The organism is Streptomyces sp. NPDC050704 (genome assembly GCF_040654355.1).
GTDB lineage: Bacteria > Actinomycetota > Actinomycetes > Streptomycetales > Streptomycetaceae > Streptomyces.
In genome coordinates this window covers 24748-47405 of sequence record NZ_JBFAHW010000080.1, presented here as the reverse complement: position 1 = coordinate 47405, position 22658 = coordinate 24748, and the positions used below count along the sequence as shown (strand labels likewise).

Sequence of the window (22658 nt, the reverse complement as noted above, 5' to 3'; positions counted from 1 at the left end):
GAAGCGGAGTGATCTAGCCATGGGCAGGTTGAAGCGGCTGTAAGAGGTCGTGGAGGACCGAACCCACCAGGGTTGAAAACCTGGGCCGAGGGCGTACGGGCCTGGCTGACGTCGGCCGTCGCCGAGGCGGCCGGGCTCGCCGAGACGGCCGTCGACCCGGAACGGCCGATCGCCGAATTCGGTCTGGGATCACGCCAGTTGGTGACGTTGACCACGGATCTCGCCGAGTGGGCCGGCCGCCCCCTCGACCCGTCACTCGTCTTCAACCACCCCACGATCGCGGAGATCGCCGAGGCGGTCCTCGACGTGCGGCCCGCCGGTGGGGTGGCGGCGGGCCGGGCTCCGGCTCCGGCGGATACGCCGCCCGTACGGGTGGACGACGAGATCGCGATCATCTCCATGGCCTGCCGCTTCCCCGGTGGCGCCGACGATCCCGAGGCGCTGTGGCGGCTGCTGGCCGCGGGCGAGGACGCCATCTCCGAGGTGCCCGCGGGCCGTTGGGACACCCAGGGACTCTACGATCCCGACCCGGAGGCCACCGGCAAGGCGTACACCCTGCGCGGCGGCTTCCTCTCCGGCATCGACCGCTTCGACGCGTCCTTCTTCGGGATCTCGCCGCGCGAGGCCGCGGCCATGGACCCGCAGCAGCGGCTGCTGCTCCAGACCACCTGGGAGGCGATCGAGCGCGCCGGCATCGTCCCGGAGACCCTGAACGGCAGCTCCACAGGCGTCTACATCGGCCTGTACGAGAGCGGATACCTGGCCGCTGCCGGACTGGGCCAGCTGGACGGGCACGTCGGTACGGGTTCGGCGTCCAGCGTGGCCTCCGGGCGCATCGCCTACACCCTGGGACTCCAAGGGCCCGCGGTGACGGTCGACACCGCCTGCTCCTCCTCCCTCGTCTCCCTGCATCTGGCGGCGCGGGCACTGGCGAACGGCGAATGCGACCTGGCACTGGCCGGCGGCGCGACGCTCCTTGTGACGCCGCGCGGGCACGTCGAGTTCAGCAGGCTGGGCGGGCTGTCGCCGTCCGGGCGGTGCAGCCCGTTCTCGGCCGACGCGGACGGCGTGGTGTGGGCCGAGGGCTGCGGTCTGGTGCTGCTCAAACGGCTCGCGGACGCCCGCCGGGACGGTGACCGGGTCCTCGCGGTCATCAAGGGATCGGCGATCAACCAGGACGGCCGCAGCCAGGGACTGAGCGCCCCGAACGGCCCCGCGCAGGAACGGGTACTGCGCGCCGCGCTCGACGCAGCCGGGCTCAGGCCGGACGACCTGGACCATGTGGAGGCGCACGGCACGGGCACGCGGCTCGGCGACCCCATCGAGGGCGGGGCGCTGGCCGCGGTGTTCGGGCCCGGCCGACCGGCGGACCGGCCGCTGGGCGTCGGCTCCCTGAAGTCCAACATCGGTCACACCCAGGCCGCGGCGGGCATCGGCGGCGTCATCAAGACGGTGCTGGCCCTCCGCCACGAACTGCTCCCGGCGTCGCTGCACGCCGAGAACCCGACCCCGAGTATCGACTGGGCGCACGGCGGCCTGTGCGTGCACAGCAGCGCCCAGCCGTGGCCGCGGGGCGGCGAGCGGGCACGGCGGGCCGGGGTGAGCGCGTTCGGGATCAGCGGCACGAACGCGCATGTGGTGCTGGAGGAGGCACCGGAGGACCTGGCACGGCCCGCCACGGAACTCCACGGCAGGGCCCTGCTGCCCGGGAAGACCCTCTTCCCGCTCTCCGCCCGCACCCTCCCCGCCCTCCAGGGCCAGGCGGGTCGGCTCCTCGAAGTACTCGAAGAACAGCCGCGGTTGGCGCTGTCCGATGTGGCCGGAACGCTGACCCATCACCGTACGCACTTCGAGCACCGAGCCGTCGTCCAGACAGGCGACCGCGAGGAACTGCTGACCGCGTTGCGCGGCCTTGCCCAGGGAGAGCCCGACGCAGACCTTGTCGTCGGCCCTCAACAGCCCTTTGCACCTGGCAAGTTGGCTTTCGTCTTCCCCGGGCAGGGCGCCCAGTGGACCGGCATGGCCCGCGATCTGCTGGACCGCTCACCGGTGTTCGCGGACGAACTCGACCGCTGTGACGCCGCCCTGCGCCCGTTCACCACCTGGTCGGTGGCGGCCGTCCTGCGGGGCGACGCGGGTGCACCCTCCCTGGACCGCGTGGACGTCGTCCAGCCGGTGCTCTTCGCCGTGATGGTGTCGCTGGCAGCCGTATGGCGGGCCCGTGGCGTACGGCCGGACGCGGTGATCGGGCACAGTCAGGGCGAGGTCGCCGCTGCCTGTGTGGCCGGGGCGCTCAGTCTCAGCGACGCGGCGGCCGTGGTCGCCCTGCGCAGCCAGGCGCTGACCGAGCTGTCCGGCACCGGCACCATGGCGGTCGTCGCCCTGCCGCACACCGAGGTCGCGGCCCGCCTCGACGGTCTCGACGGCCGGGTGTCCGTCGCCGCCGTGAACAGCGGCCGGTCGACGGTGATCGCCGGTGAGGTGGAGGAGGTGGAGACGCTGCTCGCCGACCTCGACCGACGGCAGGTGTTCGTCCGCCGCCTCGACGTCGACTACGCCTCCCACAGCGCCCAGGTCGAGCCGGTGCGCGCGACGATCCTCGACGAACTCGACGGTGTCACCACCTACCCGACGTCCGTCGCCTGGTACTCCACGGTCCTGGGCGAGCCGGTCACCGAGGAACTGGAAGCCGACTACTGGTACACCAACCTGCGCGAACCGGTCCGTTTCGGACCCACCGTGGAGCGCATGGCGGCCGACGGCTACCGGTACTTCGTCGAACTCAGCCCCCATCCGTCCCTGCTCACCGCCCTGCACACGGTCGCCGAAGACGCCGAAGACGCCAATGCCGCCCATCCCCTGGTCGCCGTCGGCTCGCTCCGCCGCGACGAGGACGGGCCCGCCTGTCTGGACCGGTCCGCCGCCGAACTCCACGTCCACGGGCGGCAGATCGACTGGCGCCGCCTGGTCGCCGACGACGGGGCCGGGGCCGTGGACCTGCCGACGTACGCCTGGGACGCGGAGCGCCACTGGATCGAGCCCGAGCCCGCGTCCGCCGCCGGTGCCGCCGGTCTCTTCGACCGTGCCGCGCATCCGCTGCTCGGCATCCAGTTGCAGTCGGCGGACGAGACCCGCTGGACCTTCCGCAACGAGTGGTCCCCGGCGACCGCCGACTGGCTGCCCGACCACGCCGTGTTCGGGCGGACCGTGGTGTCGGGCACCACCCTGATGGAGCTGTGCCGCGCCGCGCTCGCCGTGGCCCGCCCCGACGATCCGGCCGACGTCACCGACCTGCTTCTCCTCGCACCCCTGACGCTGCCGGACTCCGGCACGGTCGAGGTGTCCGTCGAGGTCGTGACCGCCGGTGACGTACCGGAGATCACCGTGCACAGCCGTCCGCGCGGCCCGGAGGCCACCGGCTGGACCCTGCACGCCACCGCGTCGGCGGCCGGGCCCGCTCCGATGCGGGCGGGGCGACCACCGGTGTGGCCCGAGGCGGCCGAGGATGCCTGGAGCGAGGAGAGGTACGAGCAACTGGCCGCGCTCGGCCTCGACTACGGTCCGGCGTTCCAGGGCGTACGGTCGGCGGTCGTGACCGGCGAAGGCGAGCTGCTGGCCCGCCTCTCACTGCCGTCGGCCGCCCGCGACGCGGACGGCCCGTATCCCGTCCACCCGGCGCTGCTGGACGCCGCGCTGCACGTGGCCGCCGCGTTCGACACGCGCGACTCGTCCGACGGCCGGGTGCTGCTGCCGGTCGCGGTGGCCCGCTGCGTTCTGCCGCCCGGCGGCGCGACCGACCTCATCGCGTCCGTACGGCGGTCGGGCGGCGCCGGCACGGACGTCACGCTGGACGTGACGCTGTGGGACGCCGACGGTCTGCCGGCAGGCCGCCTGGAGGGCGTACGGCTGCGGGCCGCCGACCCGGCAGACCTGACAGGCGGTTCGGAGAACGCCCGGCACCTGTACGAGGTCGCGTGGACGGCCGCGCCCGACGGGACCGCCGGAGCGCCGGGCACCGCGTGGACGGTCGTCGGCGACCGATCGGACCCCGAGGTCGCGGCGGCCCTGCGAGGCCTTGCGGCGGCGGGCGTCCCGGTGCGCGAGACGGGCGCCGACATCGTCGTACGGTTCTGGCCGCGCCCGGCGACGGACACCGAACCGGCCGCAGTGGCACAGGAGTTGGCGGCCACCGCCCTGGCCGAACTGCGCGCGCTGATCGCCCTCCCGCAGGACGAGACGCCTGCCCGGACCGTCTGGGTGACCCGTGGCGCGGTTGCGACCGGCGACGGGGACACGGTTCCCGGACTCGCCCAGTCGGTGCTGTGGGGCCTGGCCCGCAGCGCCCGCACCGAACATCCGGACCTCGGACTGACCCTGCTCGACCTCGACCTCGACATTGACGTCGACGTCGATGGGTCCGATCCCGCGGGCGCCCTGTCGGCCGCCGTGGCGTATGCCGACGAGCCCGAACTGGCCGCCCGCGCGGGCACGTTGCTCGTCCCGCGGCTGGTGCGAGCCCGTGCCGTGAACGAGTTGAGGATTCCGGTCGGCGACGGCTACGAGCTGGCCGGACTCCCGGCCGATCCGACTCTGCGCGTCGTGGCAGCCCAGGACTTGAGCCCGGGTCAGGTGCGGATACAGGTGCACGCGACCGCCGTGCACTCCACCGCGGGCCCCGCCCTCGCCGGTGACGCGTTGCGCGCCGGTGTGCTCACCGAAGTCGGCGCCGACGCCGACGGACTCACCCCCGGCCTGCGGGTCCTCGCCCTGGCCGACACCGCGCCCGGCTCCGAGGGGGTCGCCGACGCGCGGTTGGTCGCGGTACTCCCGGACGACCTGCCGTTCACCACGGCGGCCGCGCTGCCCCTCCCGGAGGCCGTCGACCGTGCACAGCTCGGCGAGGTCCTGCGTGCGGCGGTGGTGTCGATCGTCGCCGGGCAGACACGACCCGCCCGCCCTCAGGTCCTTCCCGTCACCGCCGCGCGCGAGGCGATACGGCGACGGGTCGCATCCGGCGGTCCCGTCGTCCTCGACCTGGTCGGCCGACCCTCCCTGGTGCCCACCGACGGCACAGTGCTGATCACCGGCGGTCTGGGCGCGGTCGGCCGGCACCTCGCCCGTCTCCTCGCCGAACACGGCGTCCCCCGCCTGCTGCTGACATCTCGTCAGGGTGACGCCGATCCGCGCACCGCCGAGGTCACCGCGGAGCTGACCGCACTCGGCGCCGAGGTCGAGGTGGCCGCGTGCGACGTGGCGGACGCGGCGGCCGTGGCCGACGTACTCGGCCGCAGCGGCGACGAGTCGCCGCTGCGCGGTGTCGTGCACTGCGCCGGCACCCTGGCGGACGGGGTGGTCGCCGAGCTGACCCCCGAACGCCTCGCGCAGGTGCTGCGCCCCAAGGTCGACGGCGCCGCCCACCTGCACCGGCTCACCGCCGACGCGCCGATCGACCTCTTCCTGCTGGTCTCCTCGGCCGCCGGAGTGATCGGCAACGCGGGCCAGAGCAACTACGCGGCGGCCAACGTCTTCCTCGACCAACTCGCCCACCATCGGCGGGCCTTGGGGCTGCCCGGCGTCTCGGTCTCCTTCGGCGCCTGGGCGGGCGAGGGCCTCGCCGCCGAACACGCCGACCTGGCGCGGATGGCCCGCCTGGGCCACCGCGCCCTCACCCCCGACCAGGGCCGCGAACTCGTCGAACTCGCCCTGCGGCGGGGAGCACCCCACCTGGTCGCCTCGGCCCTGGACCTGCCCCGCCTGCGCCAGACCGCAGCGGCCTCGGCGACAGCAGGCGGCGGTACGGCGGCCCTGTGGCGCTCGCTGCTGCCCGCGCCCCGCAACGGCCAGGCCGACAGCGATAGCGGTGGCGGTCGTGGCAATGGAGGCAGCGGCGGCCTGGCAGACCGCCTCGCCCTGCTGCCGGAGGCCGAACGCGCCGAACGAGTCCTCGCCCTGGTCCGCGACGAGGCCTCCCGCGCACTCGGCCTGCGCTCGGCGGAGTCCGTCCGCCCCGACCAGCCGCTGCGTGACCTCGGCATGGACTCGGTGACGGCGGTCGAGCTCCGCAACCGCATCGGCGCGCGCATCGATGCCAAGCTCCCCGCCACCCTGCTCTTCGACCACCCCACGCCGGCCCGGCTCGCCGACCACCTGCTGACCACCGCACTGGCGACAGGCGGCCGTCCGAGCCGCCGGACCGCGCCCGCCCCGCAGCACACGCCTGCGACGACACCAACGAGGTCGCCGGCGGCGGACGAGCCGGTGGCCGTGGTGGCCATGGCCTGCCGCCTGCCGGGCGGAGTGAATGATCCGGACGGCCTGTGGCGCCTGGTCGCGGAGGGCCGTGACGCGGTGGGCCCGTTCCCGGCGGCGCGCTGGGACGTGGAGTCGCTGTACGACCCGGACCCGGACGCCGTGGGCAAGTCGTACGCCCGCGAGGGCGGCTTCCTGGACGACGACGTCCTCGCGTCCTTCGACGCGGGCTTCTTCGGGATCACCCCGAAGGAAGCGGCGGCCATGGACCCGCAGCAGCGCCTGCTGCTGGAGACGGCCTGGGAGGCGCTGGAGCGCGCCGGGGTGGTGCCCGCCGAACTGGCGGGCAGCGGCACCGGCGTCTACGTCGGCATGTTCGGCAGCGACTACCTGGCGGGCTCCCGGCTCGACCAGCTGGACGGATACGTGGGCACGGGGTCGGCGCTGAGCGTCGCCTCGGGGCGGCTCGCGTACGCGCTGGGACTGCACGGCCCGGCGCTGACGGTGGACACGGCGTGCTCGTCGTCGCTGGTGGCCACCCACCTGGCGGTGCAGGCGCTGCGGTCGGGCGAGTGCGACCTGGCACTCGCCGGCGGGGTGACGCTGATGGTGACGCCGGGGACCTTCGTGGAGTTCAGCCGTCTGCGGGGCCTGTCTCCGAGCGGCCGCTGCCGCTCCTTCTCCGACGACGCCGACGGGGCCGGCTGGGCCGAGGGCGCGGGCATGCTCGTACTGAAGCGGCTGAGCGACGCCCGGCGTGACGGTGACGAGGTGCTGGCCGTGCTGCGCGGCACGGCCGTCAACCAGGACGGCCGCAGCCAGGGGCTGTCCGCGCCGAACGGACCGGCCCAGGAGCAGGTGATCCGGCGGGCGCTGGAGCTGTCCGGTCTTGAGCCCGCCGACATCGACTACGTGGAGGCGCACGGGACGGGCACGACACTGGGCGACCCGATCGAGGCGAACGCCCTGTCGGGGGTCTACGGCGACTCGCGCCCGCAGGACCGCCCCCTCTACCTGGGCTCGCTCAAGTCCAACATCGGGCACGCGCAGGCGGCTTCGGGCGTGGCCGGGCTGATCAAGGTGGTGCAGTCGTTGCGTCACCGGACCCTGCCGCGCACGCTGCACGCCGACCCGCCGAGCCGGCACGTCGAGTGGGACGGCAGCGGGCTGCGACTGCTCCAGGAGGCGACGGCCTGGCCGCCGTCGGGAGAGCGAATACGGCGAGCCGGCGTGAGCGCCTTCGGGATCAGCGGCACCAACGCGCATGTGATCGTGGAGGAAGCCCCGCCGGTCGAGGCGGAGCCACCGGCCCAATTCACTCCGGACAAACGGCTGTTCGTGGTGTCCGGCCGGAGTGAGGCCGCGTTGCGGGGGCAGGCCGCGCGGCTGGCCCGGTACGTGACGGAGGACGTCTCCCTGCCGGACGTCGCCCACACCCTGGCGCTGCACCGCAGCCACTTCGAGCGGCGGGCCGCGATGGTGGCGGGCGACCGGGACGAACTGCTGGCCCAGCTCGACGCGTTGGCGAGCGGACGGCGAACGCTCGCACCGCCCCGCGAGGAGCAGACGGGCAAGGTGGCCTTCGTCTTCGCCGGGCACGGTGGTCAATGGCCGGGCATGGGCGTGGAGTTGATGGCGGGGTCGGCGGCGTTCCGTGAGGAGCTGACCCGTATCGACGAGGCGATCGGCCGCCGCGTCGGCTGGTCGGTGCTCAACGTGCTACGCGCACCGGAGGAGTTCTCCCCTCTCGACCGGACCGAGTTCCTGCAGCCGGTGCTGTTCGCGGTCAACGCGGCGCTGGCCGCCGCCTGGCGTGCGCTCGGGGTCACCCCGGACGCCGTGGTCGGGCACAGCCTGGGCGAGATCGCCGCCGCCTACAGCGCGGGCGCCCTCACCCTGGACGACGCCGTGGCCGTGGTGACCGGGCGCGCCAAGGCGGTCGTACCGCTGGTCGGACAGGGCGGCATGCTGGCGGTGGAGCTGCCGCGTCCGGAGGTCGAGAAGCTGCTCGCGCCGTACGCGGACCGGCTGTTCGTCGCGGCGGTCAACAGCCCCGACTCCACAGCCGTCTCGGGTGACACCGACGCGCTGGCCGCACTGCGGCACCACCTCGACGAGCAGGAGATACCCGCCCGACGGCTGTCGACGCCGTTCGCCTCGCACACCCCGTTGATGGAACCGCTCCGCGAGGAACTGCTCGACCGGTTCTCCGGTATCCACGGCACGGGGACGCCGACCCCGCTGTACTCGACGGTGCTGGCGGAGCCCGTGCCGGGTGACGGGCTGGACGCCGACTACTGGTTCGCGAACCTGAGCAGGCCCGTCCGCTTCGCGGACACGATCCGCCGGATGCTGGACGACGGCTACCGCTACTTCGTCGAACTGAGTCCGCATCCGTCGCTCACCGCGTCGATCGAGGCGGTGGCGGCCGAGGCCGGGATCGACGCCGTCGGCGTCGGCTCGCTACGTCGGCAGCAGGACGCGCCCGACGTTCTGGTGCGCAGGCTGGGGGAGTTGTACGCGGCCGGGCACACGCCCGACTGGTCGGTGCTGTTCCCGGAGGGCCGCCGGGTCGACCTGCCCACGTACGCCTTCGACCGCGAACGCCACTGGCTCGCGCCCGCTCCCGCCGGTGCGGCAGGCGGTTCGCCGCTCCTCGGCACGCACGTCGAGGCCAGCGACGAACCCGACCGGCACACCTTCCAGAGCGAAATAGACCTGCGCGACAGCCGTTTCGCCTACCTGACCGACCACCAGGTCACCGGCGAGGTCTGGCTCCCCGGCGCCGCCTTCCTCGACATGGCTCTGGAGGCCGGGGCCGCGCTGAGCGACAGCGGCGAGGTGCGGCTGGCCGACGTCAGGTTCGTACAGCCGCTGCGGCTGGACGCGGAGAAGCCCGTACGGCTGCAACTGGTCCTGCGGCCCGCCGTGGACGGCTTCCGGGACTTCGCCATCGCGTCGGCGGCGACGGGGGAGCGGTCCGGCCGGTGGGAGCGGCATGTGAGCGGACGCGTCGCCGCCACCACCGACGAACTCGCCGCCGACGCAGGGCAGTCGCTCGACGATCTCCGTGTCCGATGCGTCGAGGAGGTCGACCTCTCAGGTGTCTACGCCGGGCTCGGCGCCCTCGGCATCGAGTACGGCCCCGCCTTCCGGAGCCTGGAGAAGGGCCACCGCACGGACTCCGCGGCGCTCGGCCGGCTGGCGGCGAAGCCCGCCGCAGGTCATCTGCTGCACCCCGCCGTCCTGGATGCCGCCTTCCACACGGCCGCCCTGCCGGGCTACGCGCCCGAGGGCCGGGCGTTCGTGCCCGCGGGGGTCGGACGGCTGCGGTTCACCGGGCTGCGCACCACGCCTGTGTGGGTGACCTGCGAGCTGCGTTCCGTGGCCGGCGACACAGCGACCCTGGACCTGCGACTGTGGGACGAGAACGATCAACTGGTCCTGGCGGCCGATGAGTTCGAGCTGACCGCCCTCTCGTCGCTGGACGGCGCGCTCTTCGAGACCCGCTGGCAGCCGCGCCCTGTCGCGCAGGAGCCGCCTGCCCAGGGCAGTTGGCTGATCCTGGCCGACGAGTCAGGTGTGGCCGCCGAACTCGGCGAGCGGCTGGGCTCCTCGGTGCCGCAGGTGATCGCCCTACGGGGCGAGTCGTTCGGCGTGGAGGGCCCCGGCCGGTACGTCCTCGATCCGGCGGATCCGCGGCAGTTGGCCCGGCTGCTCGACGAGGCCTTCGCGGACGGGCTGCCCGAGCGGGTCGTCCAGCTGGCCGCACTCGACGCACCGGCGATCACGGATGCCCGTACGGCCGAGGAGGCGGCCGGGCTCTGCTGCCTGAGCACCCTGCACCTGGTGCGGGAGTTCACCGGCCGACCGCGACGCGGCCCGGCTCCCCGCCTGTTCGTCGTCGTACGCGGCACCCAGGCCGCCGGTGACAGCACACAGGTGACGCACCCTCAGCAGGCGCTCGCCTGGGGCTTCGGTCTCACGGTGGCGCAGGAGTACCCGGAGCTGTCGACCACGCTGATCGACCTGCCGTCCAGTGGTGGACTCGACGCGCTGTGGACGCAGTTGCGGCACGCCGACGACGAACGGCTGGTCGCGCTGCGGGAGTCGGGCCGACTGGTGCCGCGGCTGGTCCGCACCCGCCCGGACGACGGCGGGCACGGCGAGATCACCCCGGACGGCGTGTATCTGATCACCGGCGGACTGGGCGGCCTCGGCCGTGTCGTCGCCGAACGACTGGTGGGCCTCGGCGCCCGCCGACTGGCCCTGATGAGCCGGGGCACGCCCGACACGGATGCGACGCGCTGGATCGGGCGACTGGAGGAGCGCGGTGTCTCCGTGCACCTCGCCCGCGCCGATGTGGCCGACCGCGACGCCCTGACGGCCGCCCTGGACGTGGTACGACGTGCAGTCGGCCCGATCGCCGGGGTCGTCCACGCGGCCGGAGTGCTCGACGATGCCACGGTGGCGAACCTGACGGACGACCGCGTCCTGCGCGTGCTCGCCCCCAAGGTGCTGGGCACCGCCCTGCTCACCGAACTCACCCCCGACGCCGAGAACTTGATCCTGTTCGCCTCGGCGGCCGGCCTCCTCGGCTCGGCCGGACAGAGCCCGTACTCGGCGGCGAACGCCTTCCTCGACGCCTGGGCGCACCACCTCTCCCGTACCGACCGTCGGGCGCTGAGCCTCGACTGGGGTGCCTGGACCGGCGTCGGCATGGTCGCCGAGTCCGGTACCCGGGCCGCCGAGACCGGCCGGTCGGGTCTGGTCGCCTTCTCCCCGCAGGAGGGCGGCGAGTTGTTCGAGCGGGTGCTGGGCACCGGCCGCCGCCAGCTCGCGCCGCTCGCCCTGGACTGGGAGATGCTGGCCCTCGACCCGGACGCGGCACGCACCCGCCCGATCCTGGGCGACCTGGTCACCGCCCCGACGGGTACGGCGGACTCGGACGGCCTTGTCAGGAAGGTGTTCGCGGCGACGACCGACCAGGACCGTCTCGCCTGGCTCGAAGCGTATGTACGGGCCAGGGTCGGCGAGGTCTCGGGCGGTGTCGTGGACGTGTCCGCGGCCACAGCTCTGAAGGAACTGGGCCTGGACTCCCTGATGTTGGTACGGCTGCGCAACGCCTTCGCCCGGGACCTGGGTGCCGAACTCCCCGCTGCCGAAGTGTTCTCGGCGGCCGACATCCGGGGCCTGACGCGGACGCTGGCCGCAGTCCTGCCCGAGCGGGACACCCTGGCACAGGGCGAGCAGCCGCGGACCGAGGTCGCCTCCGAGGTGCCCGAGACCGAACTGCGGCCCGCCACCCGCGATGTCGTACGGCTGTTGCGCAGCGCCCAGCCCGGCATGCCGGACGCGGCGCACTCCATCGGCCTGGCCGTACGGCTCACCGTGCCGACCACCCGCGAGGCGCTCACCGACATCCTCACCCGGCTCACCGGACGGCACGCGGCCCTGCGTACCGCGATCGTCACGGACACCGGCCACGACGCCGGGTCCGGCGGCGGGCGGCAGTTGAGGGTGGCGCGGGAGTTGCCGGAGCCGGTGCTGTGCTGGACAACGGTGGCCGCCGATGACGCGCTCGACGCCGCCGACCGGCTGCGGGAACTGCTGGAGCCGCCGTTCGACCTGGCGAGTGCGCCGCTGTGGCGGTTCGAGTTGCTGGACGGCGGTGCGAGGGGCCAGATCCTGGTGTTCGGCGCGCACCACGCGGTGAGCGACCTGCAGTCACTGCTGCTCGTGGCGGGGGAGATCGACGCCGAGTTGGCCGGCGGCTCGCTCGGCGACACCGTCACCAATCGCGACATCGATCTGCTGATCGAGGCTCAGCAGGGCGGTGCGGCGGCGGGCGCCGAGTGGCGCGAGTCCTTCCACGGCAGCGAACGGCTCGACCTGACACTCGCCGGGCCACGCCCGACGGCACGGTCGTACCGGTCCGGCAGTGTGACCGTGGCGATTCCCGACGGGCTCGTGGAGCGGGTGGCGGAGGACGCGAACAGGCTGGGGATCACTCCCGCCGCGTTCAGCCTCGGCACGCTGACGGTGCTGCTGGCCCGGAAGCGGAAGCGGAAGCGGGAGTGTGAGCGGGATCGGGATCGGGAGCGCTTCGTGCTCGCGGTGCCTGTGGACACCCGCATCCACGCGGACGCGTACGACGCGGTGGGCTTCTTCGGCGTACCGGTGCCGTTCCCGGCCGAGGCCCGGGCGGCCGAGCCGGTCGGCGAGGTACTGCTTCGCACGAGCCATCGCCTGAAGCGGATCCTGGCCAAGGGCGCCGTGTTCTCCGACGTCCTGCCGACGCTCGCCAAACAGGGGCTGTACCGGGCGAACGCTCCGCTCGTGGAGGTGTACTTCAACTACGTACGCTTCTCCGGCCACTTGGCCAACCTGGAGGTCCTGCCCGCCGGAACCGGCCACACCGACCTCGACCTGATGATCACCATGACCCCGGACGCGGGAACGGTCCGACTCGACCACAACCTCGACATCCTCGACGCGGCGACCGCCGCCGAACTGGGGGAGGAGTTCCTGCGGTTGCTCGGGGAGGTTGTCGAGGACGAGACAGTGCCGGTGCGTACGACCCGGAGGGCTGACGCAACTCTGGCTGCTGACACGCCTGTTCAGGTGTCCTCCTCCCTTGCCCTCGCCGCCACCTTCGCCCTCGGCAACCTCCCTCTGATGTGCGAGGCGGCACTGGACGAGGACCCTGTCGCGGTCGTGGAAGCGCCGTACCACCAGGTACTCGCGAGCCTGCGGGACCCCTCCGGCGTATTCGCCGAGCCAGCCACGGCAGTGGGTGTGGTGCTGTTGCGGGCGGCCGACCTGGCACGGTTCGGCCCGGTGGACGACGCGCTGCTCGCCGAACTGCGCACCGACTACCCGGCGGCGCTCCGGGCCCTGTCCGAGCGGACCCGCAAGCCGCTGATCGTCGGCTTCCTCCCCGCTGCCCGCCACGACGACCGTTTCGAGAGGTGGCAGCGCGAGGTCGCCGCCGAACTGGCCGAGTTGCCCGGCATCGCGGTGCTCCGCCCCGACGACTGGACCCGGCACCACGCCGTCGAGGAACGCTTCGACGAGCGGACCGAAAGGCTCGCCCACCTCCCGTTCACCCCGCACTTCCAGGCGGCGGTGGCACTGCGACTGGCCGACGTCGTACGGGCCGTGCGGCGCCCCGCGCCCAAGGTGATCGCGGTGGACGGCGACGAGACCCTGTGGGGCGGGGTGGCCGGCGAGATCGGCCCGGAGGCGGTGGATCTGACCGGCCCGCGCGCCCTGCTGGCGCGGAGGCTGCTGCGGTGGCGTGCCGCGGGCGCCCTGCTCGCGCTGGTCAGCAACAACGACGAGGACACGGTCCGGGCCGTCCTGGACCGCCCGGACAGCCTGATGAAGGCGGAGCACTTCAGCGTGCTCTCGGCCGGCTGGGGTCCGAAAGCGGGCCGTCTGGCGGAGGCGGCGCGCACGCTCGACCTCGGCCTGGACAGCTTCCTGTTCCTGGACGACAACCCGGTCGAGATCGCGGGAGTGCGGTCGGCATTGCCGCAGGTGCTGTCCGTGACCTGCCCGCCGACGGCCGAACTGGAGGAGTTCCTGGACCGGTTGTGGCCGCTGGTCCCGGCGGCGGCGACGGCCGAGGACTCGCTGCGGGCACGGTTCTACGAACAGGAGCGGGAACGCGACGCCGTCCGCGAACAGGCCGTCGACCAGGCAGGTTTCGAGGAGTTCCTCGCCCAACTGGAGCTGGAGGTCGACATACGGGCCCTGTCCGAGGCCGACGTGCCGCGAGCCGAGCAACTCGTCCGCCGTACCAACCAGTTCACCCTCCGGGCCCGGTCGGCCGACGGCGCCGATCTCGCCCGGTGGCGGGAGCACGGCGAGGTGTGGACGGCCGCCGCCCGGGACCGGTTCGGCGACTACGGCCAGATCGGCCTGCTCGCCCTCCGCCCGGACGGTGGTCAACTCGACGTACTGGCCTGGCTGATGAGCTGCCGGGCGCTCGGCCGAGGTGTCGAGGAACGCCTGTTGCGGTGGCTGGCCGACCGCGCCGAGGAACTGGGCTGCGCGAAGGTCCGGCTGACGGCGGAGCGCACCCCGCGCAACGTACCCGCCCGCCGACTGCTGGCCGCGCTGGGCGGCGGCGACCAGGACGACGAGCGCCTGGAGAGCGTGGTCACGCCGGAACACCTGCGGGCGTTCCGCTCCTGGCAGCGGTAACCGGCGGTCGGCGGTCGGGTTCGGCCTTGGAAGCAGTGCAGTGCAGTGGCAGGGAGCGAGAGACAGTGCACATCGTGAAGGGCTCTGATGCGTGACATGAACGAGGACCCGTCGGCGTACGCCGGACAGCGGGCGACCGCCGAGTCGATCGAGCGGGGCCATGGCGGTGGCGGGCTCAGCGTGGACGACTTGCTGGCCAAGGTCAGAGCGGTCGCCGCATCCACGCCGATCGACACAGGTACGGATCCGACCGGCATCGGTGCGGCGGATCCGGATGCCGGCGCCACCCCGACCAGCATCGATGCAGATCAGGGTCCCGGCAGTGCCCCGGCATCCGTGGCCCCGGATGTGGACGGCCTGGCCGCCGCCATCGCCGAGGCGGCGGGCCGGTATCTGCCCGAGGGCCACCTGTCGGCCGACGCCGATTTCTTCGATGCCGGGGGCAGCTCCGTGGGCGCCGTGGAACTCGTCGCGGAGCTGGAACGCGAACTGGGCCTGGAGATCGCCCTGGACGACGTGTTCGCCGACGCCAGGCCGCACAGCCTCGCCCGGCGCTGGCTGTCGACCACCGCCCTCGCGACCGCGCCAGCGCCCCAGGCGCCGTTGGTGACCCCGACCCCGACCCCGACCCCGACCCCGACCCCGACCCCGACTCCGACCGCGGCCTCGACTCCGACCCCGACCCCGGCCCCGGCCCCGACTCCGACCGCGGCCTCGACTCCGACCGCGGCCTCGACTCCGACCGCGGCCTCGACTCCGACCGCGGCCTCGACTCCGACCTCGACTCCGACCGCGGCCTCGACTCCGACCGCGGCCTCGACTCCGACCGCGGCCCCGACCGCGGCCTCGACTCCGACCCCGACTCCGACCGCGGCCTCGACCCCGACTCCGACCGCGGCCTCGACTCCGACCCCGGCCCTGACCCCGGCCTCGACTTCGACCCCGAGCCCGGCCCCGCCCCTGACCCCGAGCCCGGCCTCGGCTCCGGCCCCGGTCACGACGGGAACCATGCCGACCGGACCGGCTTCGGCCTCGGCGGCGGCAGGTACGCCGGCCTTGCTCCCGGCGGCGCCCCCGGCAGGCACGTCATCGTCCTCGGCGGCGACGGTGGCGGGTACGTCACCGGCCCTGCCTCCGGTGGCGACCGCGGCAGGCGCGTCACAGACCCCGGCCCCGGCGGCCACCAACACGGGCACCTCTCCCGCACCGGGCGCCCTCCCGCTCTCCGCCGCGGGCACCCGCCCGGCCCCGGCCCCGGGCGCCCTCCCCGTCCCGTCCCCCCGCACGCCACCCACGGTGGCGACCACACCACGGCCCGGGAATCACGTCACCGCCCGTCCCGAGGACCTCGACCAGATCCTGGCCGACCTCTCCCTCGCCGACCGCCTGCCCTGGACCGGCCCGCCCGAGCCGCTGCCGCCGCGCCGGATCCTGCTGACCGGTGCCACCGGCTTCCTCGGCAGCCACCTGCTCCTCGACCTGCTGCGGCACAGCGACGCGCACGTCTACTGCCTGGTCCGCGCGGTCGACGAGGAGGCGGCCGTCGCACGGCTCGGCGAGGCGCTCAAGGGCTACGAGCTGCCCTGGTCGTCGGAGATACGCCGCCGGGTGACCGTGCTTCCCGGTGACATGCGGCGCCCGCGCCTGGGCCTGTCGGAGGAGCTGTGGAACACGCTCACCCACGAGCTGGACAGTGTCGTCGGCGTGGCGGCGGCCGTGGACTTCCTGCGCGGCTACCAGTCGCTGCGGCAGAGCAACGTCCTCGGTGCGCTGACCCTGGCCGAACTGGCATCGACCGGCCGCCCCAAGCCGCTGCACCACATCTCCTCGATCGCGGTCTTCAACGAGGTCGGCATCACCGCCATGGGCGAGGATGATCCCCTCGCCCACGCCGACCGCCTCATCGCCGGCTACGACCAGACGAAGTGGGCCGCCGAAGTCGCGCTGCGGCGGGCCCGCGACCACGGTCTGGTGGTCACGGCCATGCGCCCGGGCGGCATCGGCGGCCACACCAGGACCGGCGCCTACAACCCCCAGGATCTCAGCAGCGGCCTCATATCGGCCTTCGGCCGCTTCCGTACCGTGCCCGCCTTCCGCTACCTGAACGCGTCCCCGGTGGACTGGGTGAGCCGGGTCGCGGTCGGCGTCATCTGCGAACCCGACGCCTGGGGCTACGACTACAACCTGACCGGCGTGCCCAACACCCTCGACGACGTCGTACGGGACATGGCACTCGGCGGCATGCACGTGCGCGTACAGGACTGGGACGAATGGCGCACCGACGCCCTGGCCCGCCTGGAGGCCGACCCGGTGCCCGAACTGGCCTTCCTCACCCGGGTGTTGCAGAGCCCCACCGCCCTCAAACTGTGCGAGGCGACACTCCAGGGCCCGGCGGCCACCATGGAGCGCACCGCCGCACTCGTCGAGGCGCTCGGGCTCAAGCCCGCGGAACGCTACGACGCCCAGGCGCAGTTGAAGACGTTCGAACGACTCGCCCGCGACGGTCTCGCCCGGCTGCCGCACAAGGACGACCAGCCGTATCTGTGGTTCCCGGAGACGACCGAGGGCAGCGTGGGCCCGGTCGGTGCCCCTGCGGACACTCCCTGCTCGATGGCGCTCACTCTCTCCATCGCGAGCATGTACCAGCTGGTGAACGAGCGCCGGGTGGACGTCGGCGGTGAGCTGGTGTGCGCGGCGGTGCACCCCGAGCCGCTGGTCGTCGAGCGCGGCGACGTCTGGATCCGCCCGGAGGAGGGCATCCCCGAGCAGCACGGTATGCGGCACCAACTCCTCACCTACCGACTGTCGTTGCGTGACACCGACGGCGGCCGCTGGTGGCTGGAGGGGCGCAAGTACGCCCGGGCCCGCCGCGACGTGTGGCGGCAGACCCGCGCGCTGACCGTCGAGATCGGCCGCGAGGGCGAACCGGCCCGCCTGGCGGGCGAGGTCGTCGTGCCCGCCGACAGCTACGTACGCGACCAGATCGACGGCATCGAGGTCGACCCACGCCTGAGCAGCCGGGAGAAGCGGGCCGCCAAGCTGACCTGGCTCGCCTGGTTCGGCCTGGAGATGGGCCGCGGCCTGCTCGGCCCCTTCACCCGGGCCGCCGCCGACCTGCTCGACCTGCGCCGCACCCCGACCTCCACGGAGCGCAACCGATGATGTTCAGGACGACGAACTCCACCACCAGGCCCGCACTCCGCAAGGTCAGGACCACTGCGGCCCTGCGCCCCCTCCACCACCGCCTCGACCCGGCGGCCGTCGAGGAGATCCCCTTCCGGGCCGCGGACGGCGTACGGCTCGGCCTGACCCGAATCGAAAGCGGCGAGGCGGACCGGCCCGCCGTGCTGCTCCTGCACGGGCACACCGCGTCCGCCGACATGTTCCTGCTGCCCGAGACCCGCAACCTGGTCGACGTCCTGCTCGACGACGGCTACGAGCCGTGGCTGCTCGACTGGCGGGGCAGCTGCCGGCTGCCGTACAACGAGACCGGCCAGAGGTACACGTACGACGACGTCGCCCTGTACGACATCCCCGAGGCCGTCTCCCACATCCGCCAACGCATCGGCGACCGGCCGCTGTTCGTGGTCGCGCACTGCATCGGCTCGCTCACCCTGTCGCTGAGCATGGCGGCGGGTCTTGTGCCGGGACTCGCGGGCGTGGTGTCGCAGGGCGTGTTCCTGACGCCGAAGCTCGCGGGCCGCACCTCGCTGCGGATGACGCTGGCCGGGGAGCTGTTGAAGTCCCGCATCGACCACATACCCGTCGACTTCCGCAAGGTGGGCCTGTGGTCGAAGTACACGCCGCTGTTCGCACTGGCCGGCCGGAAGGCGAGCTGCCCGGATCCGACCTGCCAGATCCTGCACAACTCGGCCTGGGGCACCGGCGCCTCGCTGTTCGTGCACGAGCACCTGTCCGAGGCCACCCACAACCGGCTCGCGGAACTGCTCGGCCCCGCGCCGCTGTGGATCCTGCCGCATCTGCGCCGGATCGAGCTGGCCCGCAGCGTGGTGCGCTGGCACGACGGCGACCACCGCTACCGGGCGCTGCCGCCCAACGCGCTGGACGCCGCCGGCCGCATCGACACCCCCGTGCTGCTGCTGGCGGGCAGCGAGAACGGGCTGTGGCTCGACTCGCAGAAGCTCTGCCACGACGTACTCGCGCGTAGGCAGCCGCAACTGGACGTGGCGTACACCGAGATTCCCGGCTACGGTCACCTCGACACTTTCCTCGGCCGGGGCGCCGCCCTCGACGTGTTCGGGCACATCCTCGACTTCCTCGGCAGGCGGCGGTGACGCCTTCCACGGCAGTCGGCGGCACGTTCCAGTCCCACCCCGACCACACTCCAGGAGGCCAGGACCCATGCCGCAGCTCGCTGTCGACGGCGCGACACTGACGTACGACGACGAGGGCCCCCGCGACGGTGACGCCGTGCCCCTGGTGTTCATCCACGGCTGGACGGCCAACCGGCACCGCTGGGACCACCAGATGGCGCACTTCGCCCCGAAGCGGCGGGTGATCCGGTTCGACCTGCGCGGGCACGGCGAGAGCGACGGGTCGGCGAAGACGATCGACGAGTTGGCCGGGGACGTCCTCGCCCTCCTCGACCACCTGGAGGTCGACCGGTTCGTCCCCGTCGGCCACTCCATGGGCGGGATGATCGCGCAGACTCTCGCCCTCACCCATCCTGAGCGGATCGAGCGCCTGGTGCTGGTGAACTCGATCAGCCGGATGGCCTTCAGCCGGGGGCGCGGCCTGCTGATGGCGGCCTCCACGCTGGTGCCGTTCAAGTTGTTCGTCGCCGCCAACATCCAGCGGGCCTTCGCCCCCGGCTATCCGCGCGAGGAGATCCGCGAGTACATCCGCGCCTCCTCGGCGACGCCGCGCGAGGTGGTCATGACGCTCTACTCCGCCATGCGGGCCTTCGACGTCCTCGACCGGGTCGGCGAGATCCGCACGCCCACCCTGCTGGTGCACGGGTACCACGACATCCAGCTGCCCGTCGCGCAGATGCTGCGGATGGCGACGGCCTACCCGGACGCGGTGATCCGGATCGTGGACGCCGGCCACGAACTGCCGGTGGAGAAGCCGGCGAAGCTGACCGAGGCGCTCGACTGGTTCGTGACCGACCGCCCCTGAAGCGGGAGGCGGGAGCCCGCCCTTGCCCGCCTCCTCACCCGGACGCGGACCGCTCCGGCTCGATCAACCCTTCCCGGTACGCGATCGCCACGGCCTCCGTACGGCCGGCGGCGCCGAGCTTGGCGAGGATGTTGGACACGTGCACGCTCGCCGTCTTGCCGCTGATGAACAGCTCCTCGCCGATCTGGCGGTTGGTGCGGCCCAGGGCCAGGAGCCGCAGCACGTCGTTCTCACGGGCGGTGAGCACCGGGATGCCGTTCCCCGCGGGCGAGGCCGCCGGGGAGGTCTCCGCGAGGCGGCCCCGGCGGATCAGGCGCTCCACGCCCTCGCGCAGCGGTACGGCGCCGAGCCGGACGGCCGTGTCGCGCGCGGCGCGCGCGTGCTCGGCGGCCTCCGTGCGCCGGTCCGCCGCCAACAGAGCCTCCGCAAGCCGCAGTTGGCAGCGGGCCTGCTCGTAGACGTCTCCGTATCCGAACGCGGCGAAGGCCTTCTCCCAGGCCTCGACATCCGGTACCGCATCCGGCCCGGCACCGGCCCGTGCCCACTCCGCCTCGGCACGCGCCAGCCACGCCAGCCCTTCGGGCCCCTGCTGCGAACCGTCCTCGCCCTTGGTGGCCGTGAGCCGGGCCAGCTCCACCAGCTCGGTCCCGGTCTCCGTCCAACGGCGTACGCCTTCTTCGTCGCCGGTCCGACGGGACTCGACGGCCGCGTCCGCGACGGCGCCCAGGGTGACCGCGGCGAGCCGTACGGCAACGTCGGGTGTGGTCCCGTTGTCGAGGACGAGAGCCGCGAGCGCCGTACGGCACTCTTCGACGGCCGCCTCGGGGTCGCGTCGCAGTACCGCCGCGTCGGTCAGGAGGACGCTCGCGACGAGCGTGGCCATCCAGTCGTACGGACCGTCCAGCAGGGCCCGGGCCTGCTCGGCGGCGCTCAGATCACCGCGCGCCAGGGCCACGGAGATCGCGGGCCCGATCGCGTACCCGCCGGTCGTGGGCAGCTGCTCGGCGTCGGCCTCGGCCGCCCGGACGCACTCGTCCCAGTGACCCAGGGTGTAGAGCACCAGAGAGCGCAGATAGCGCATTTCCAACGGGTACGGCGAGGAGAGGAGCCCGGCGTGGCCCGCGCGCTCCAGGCCGTCGGAAAGCCAGGTCAGGCACTCGTCCAGGGCACCGGACTCGTAGGAGCCGATGGAGAGGTTGAAGAGCGCGCGCATCTCGATGGTGGCGTTGCCGGCGCGCCGGGCCAGTGCGCGCGCCTCCTGGAGCCGGGCCCGCCCCCGAGGGGTACGCCGGCTGTCCCCTTCGAGCCCGACGAGGGAGATCAGCAGATCGGCCTGCGCGTCGAGCACTTCGAGTTCCTCGGCCGCTCGCAGTGCCTGGCGGGCCACTTGGCGGGCGGTCTCGAACTCGCCCACGTAGTTCGCCGCCATGACGTGGGTGGCCGCGGCCCACACCCAGGTACGGGACGGCGGGTCGGCGGGCATCATCGCGAGCGCCTCGCTGCTGTACGCGAACGCGGCCGTCAGGCTGTCGATCCGCATCAGGTTGCCCGCGAGCGTGTAGCGGACGCGCGCGGCGAGTTCGGCATCCTCGTCCGAGCCGACCCGGTCGAGCGCGGACCGGGTGAGCGAGACCGCCCGGTGGGTTTCACCGGCGTGGGCCGCGGCCGCCGAGGCGCGCAGCGTCAGCGTGACCGTGTCGAAGCCGTCGGGCCGGGCGGCAGCGGGCACCGCCGACCACAGATCGAGTACGGCCTCCAGGTGGCGCAGCTCCTCGGCGGGCGCGCGGACCCGCGCGGCGTGGTCGGCGGCCTCCAGCGACGCCGTCAGCGCGTCGGCCAGATCATGGCTCTCCCGCGAGTGGTGGGCGCGCTCCGCCGCGCTCTCGGCGTGCCGGCCCCGCCCGGCCAGCACTCCGGCGAACGCCCTGTGCAGCCGCACCCGTTCACCGGGCAGCAGATCGGCGTAGACGGCCTCGCGGATCAGGGCGTGCCGGAAGGAGTAGGTGTCGTCCTCGCCGGGGACGAGGAGCTGCCGTCCGACGGCCTCGCGCAGGGCCGACTCCAGCTCCTCCTCCGGCAGTTCGACGGCGTCACGCAGCAGCTCGTGCTCGACGCGGCGGCCGGCGACGGCGGCCGTGCGCAGCACCTGCTGGGCGGTGGCGGGCAGTTGCTCGAAGCGGATGAGGAGCAGGTCGGCCAGCCCGCTGGGCACCGCCGACGCCGCACCGGACGCGGTCTCGGCGATGGCGGCCAGCAGCTCCTCCGCGTAGAACGCGTTGCCCTCGGCGCGCTCGACGATACGGCGGACGGTGGCGTCGGGCAGCGGACCGGCCCGCAGGGCGCGGACGAGGCTCGCCACCTCTCCGTCGGGCATCGGCCGCAGATCGAGGCGCTCGACGGCGGGCAGCCGCACCAGCTCGGCGAGCAGGGGGCGCAGCGGGTGCCGGCGGTGCAGGTCGTCGGCGCGGTAGGACGCGAAGACCGCCAGGCGCTGAGTGGGCGCGCCGCCTGCGGAACGTTGCAGGATTCCACGGCTGAGGAGGAAGCGCAGCAGGTCGCGGGAGGACTGGTCCGCCCAGTGCAGGTCCTCCAGAACGAGCAGCAGCGGAGCGGTCGCGGTGAGGTCGGCCAGCAGACCGGCCATGCCCTCGAACAACTGCAGCCGGCCGCCGGCGTCTCCCGCGCCACCGCTGTCGCCGCCGTCGCCGAGCAGCCGGTCGACCACGGGATGCGAGGCCAGCGCGGCGGCGAACCGCTCGTCACCGGCGAGCACTCCGAGGATCTCGGTGAACGGCAGGTAGGGCAGACCGACGTCCCCGAGATCCACGCAGTGGCCGGTGACGACGGTCATGCCGGCCTCCGTGGCATGTCCGGCGGCCTCGGCCAGCACCCGGGTCTTGCCGACTCCGGCGTCCCCCGCGACCAGCACGGCGCGCGCCTCACCGGCCCGGGACCGGTCCAGGATCCGGGTCAGGCGGGCGAGTTCGTCCTCGCGGCCGATGAACGGCGTGGTGAATGCGGTGGTCGGCACGCATCCATCCTGGCACGCGCCACCGACA

The 22658-nt window shown here is 73.4% G+C and carries 5 protein-coding genes; 4 read left to right on the top strand and 1 reads right to left on the bottom strand.

Features of this window, described 5'->3' with window-relative positions:
- Positions 1 to 72: 72 nt before the first annotated feature.
- The 4 genes from AB0I18_RS35540 to AB0I18_RS35525 all read left to right on the top strand — a co-directional run bounded on the left by AB0I18_RS35540 (position 73) and on the right by AB0I18_RS35525 (position 19599).
- Positions 73 to 14460: an SDR family NAD(P)-dependent oxidoreductase gene (locus AB0I18_RS35540; RefSeq protein WP_363109803.1), complete on the top strand. Its 14388-nt coding sequence runs from the start codon at positions 73 to 75 to the stop codon at positions 14458 to 14460.
- Between the two features lie 87 nt (positions 14461 to 14547).
- Positions 14548 to 17622: a thioester reductase domain-containing protein gene (locus tag AB0I18_RS35535; protein ID WP_363109802.1), complete on the top strand. Its 3075-nt coding sequence runs from the start codon at positions 14548 to 14550 to the stop codon at positions 17620 to 17622.
- Complete coding sequence (locus AB0I18_RS35530; RefSeq protein ID WP_363109801.1) at positions 17619 to 18755, top strand: alpha/beta fold hydrolase; 1137 nt, start codon at positions 17619 to 17621, stop codon at positions 18753 to 18755. The genes AB0I18_RS35535 and AB0I18_RS35530 overlap by 4 nt, the downstream gene beginning before the upstream one ends.
- 67 nt (positions 18756 to 18822) lie before the next feature.
- Positions 18823 to 19599: an alpha/beta fold hydrolase gene (locus AB0I18_RS35525; RefSeq protein ID WP_363109800.1), complete on the top strand. Its 777-nt coding sequence runs from the start codon at positions 18823 to 18825 to the stop codon at positions 19597 to 19599.
- A 34-nt stretch (positions 19600 to 19633) separates the two neighbouring features.
- Here the strand turns inward: AB0I18_RS35525 and AB0I18_RS35520 are convergent, their stop codons facing one another.
- Complete coding sequence (locus AB0I18_RS35520; RefSeq protein ID WP_363109799.1) at positions 19634 to 22630, bottom strand: AAA family ATPase; 2997 nt, start codon at positions 22628 to 22630, stop codon at positions 19634 to 19636.
- Positions 22631 to 22658 lie beyond the last annotated feature (28 nt).

Excerpts from the sequence above, each read along its gene's own strand:
- AB0I18_RS35535 (WP_363109802.1), top strand. The coding sequence starts at position 14,548 with ATGCGTGACATGAACGAGGACCCGTCGGCGTACGCCGGACAGCGGGCG.
- AB0I18_RS35530 (WP_363109801.1), top strand. The coding sequence starts at position 17,619 with ATGATGTTCAGGACGACGAACTCCACCACCAGGCCCGCACTCCGCAAG.
- AB0I18_RS35525 (WP_363109800.1), top strand. The coding sequence starts at position 18,823 with ATGCCGCAGCTCGCTGTCGACGGCGCGACACTGACGTACGACGACGAG.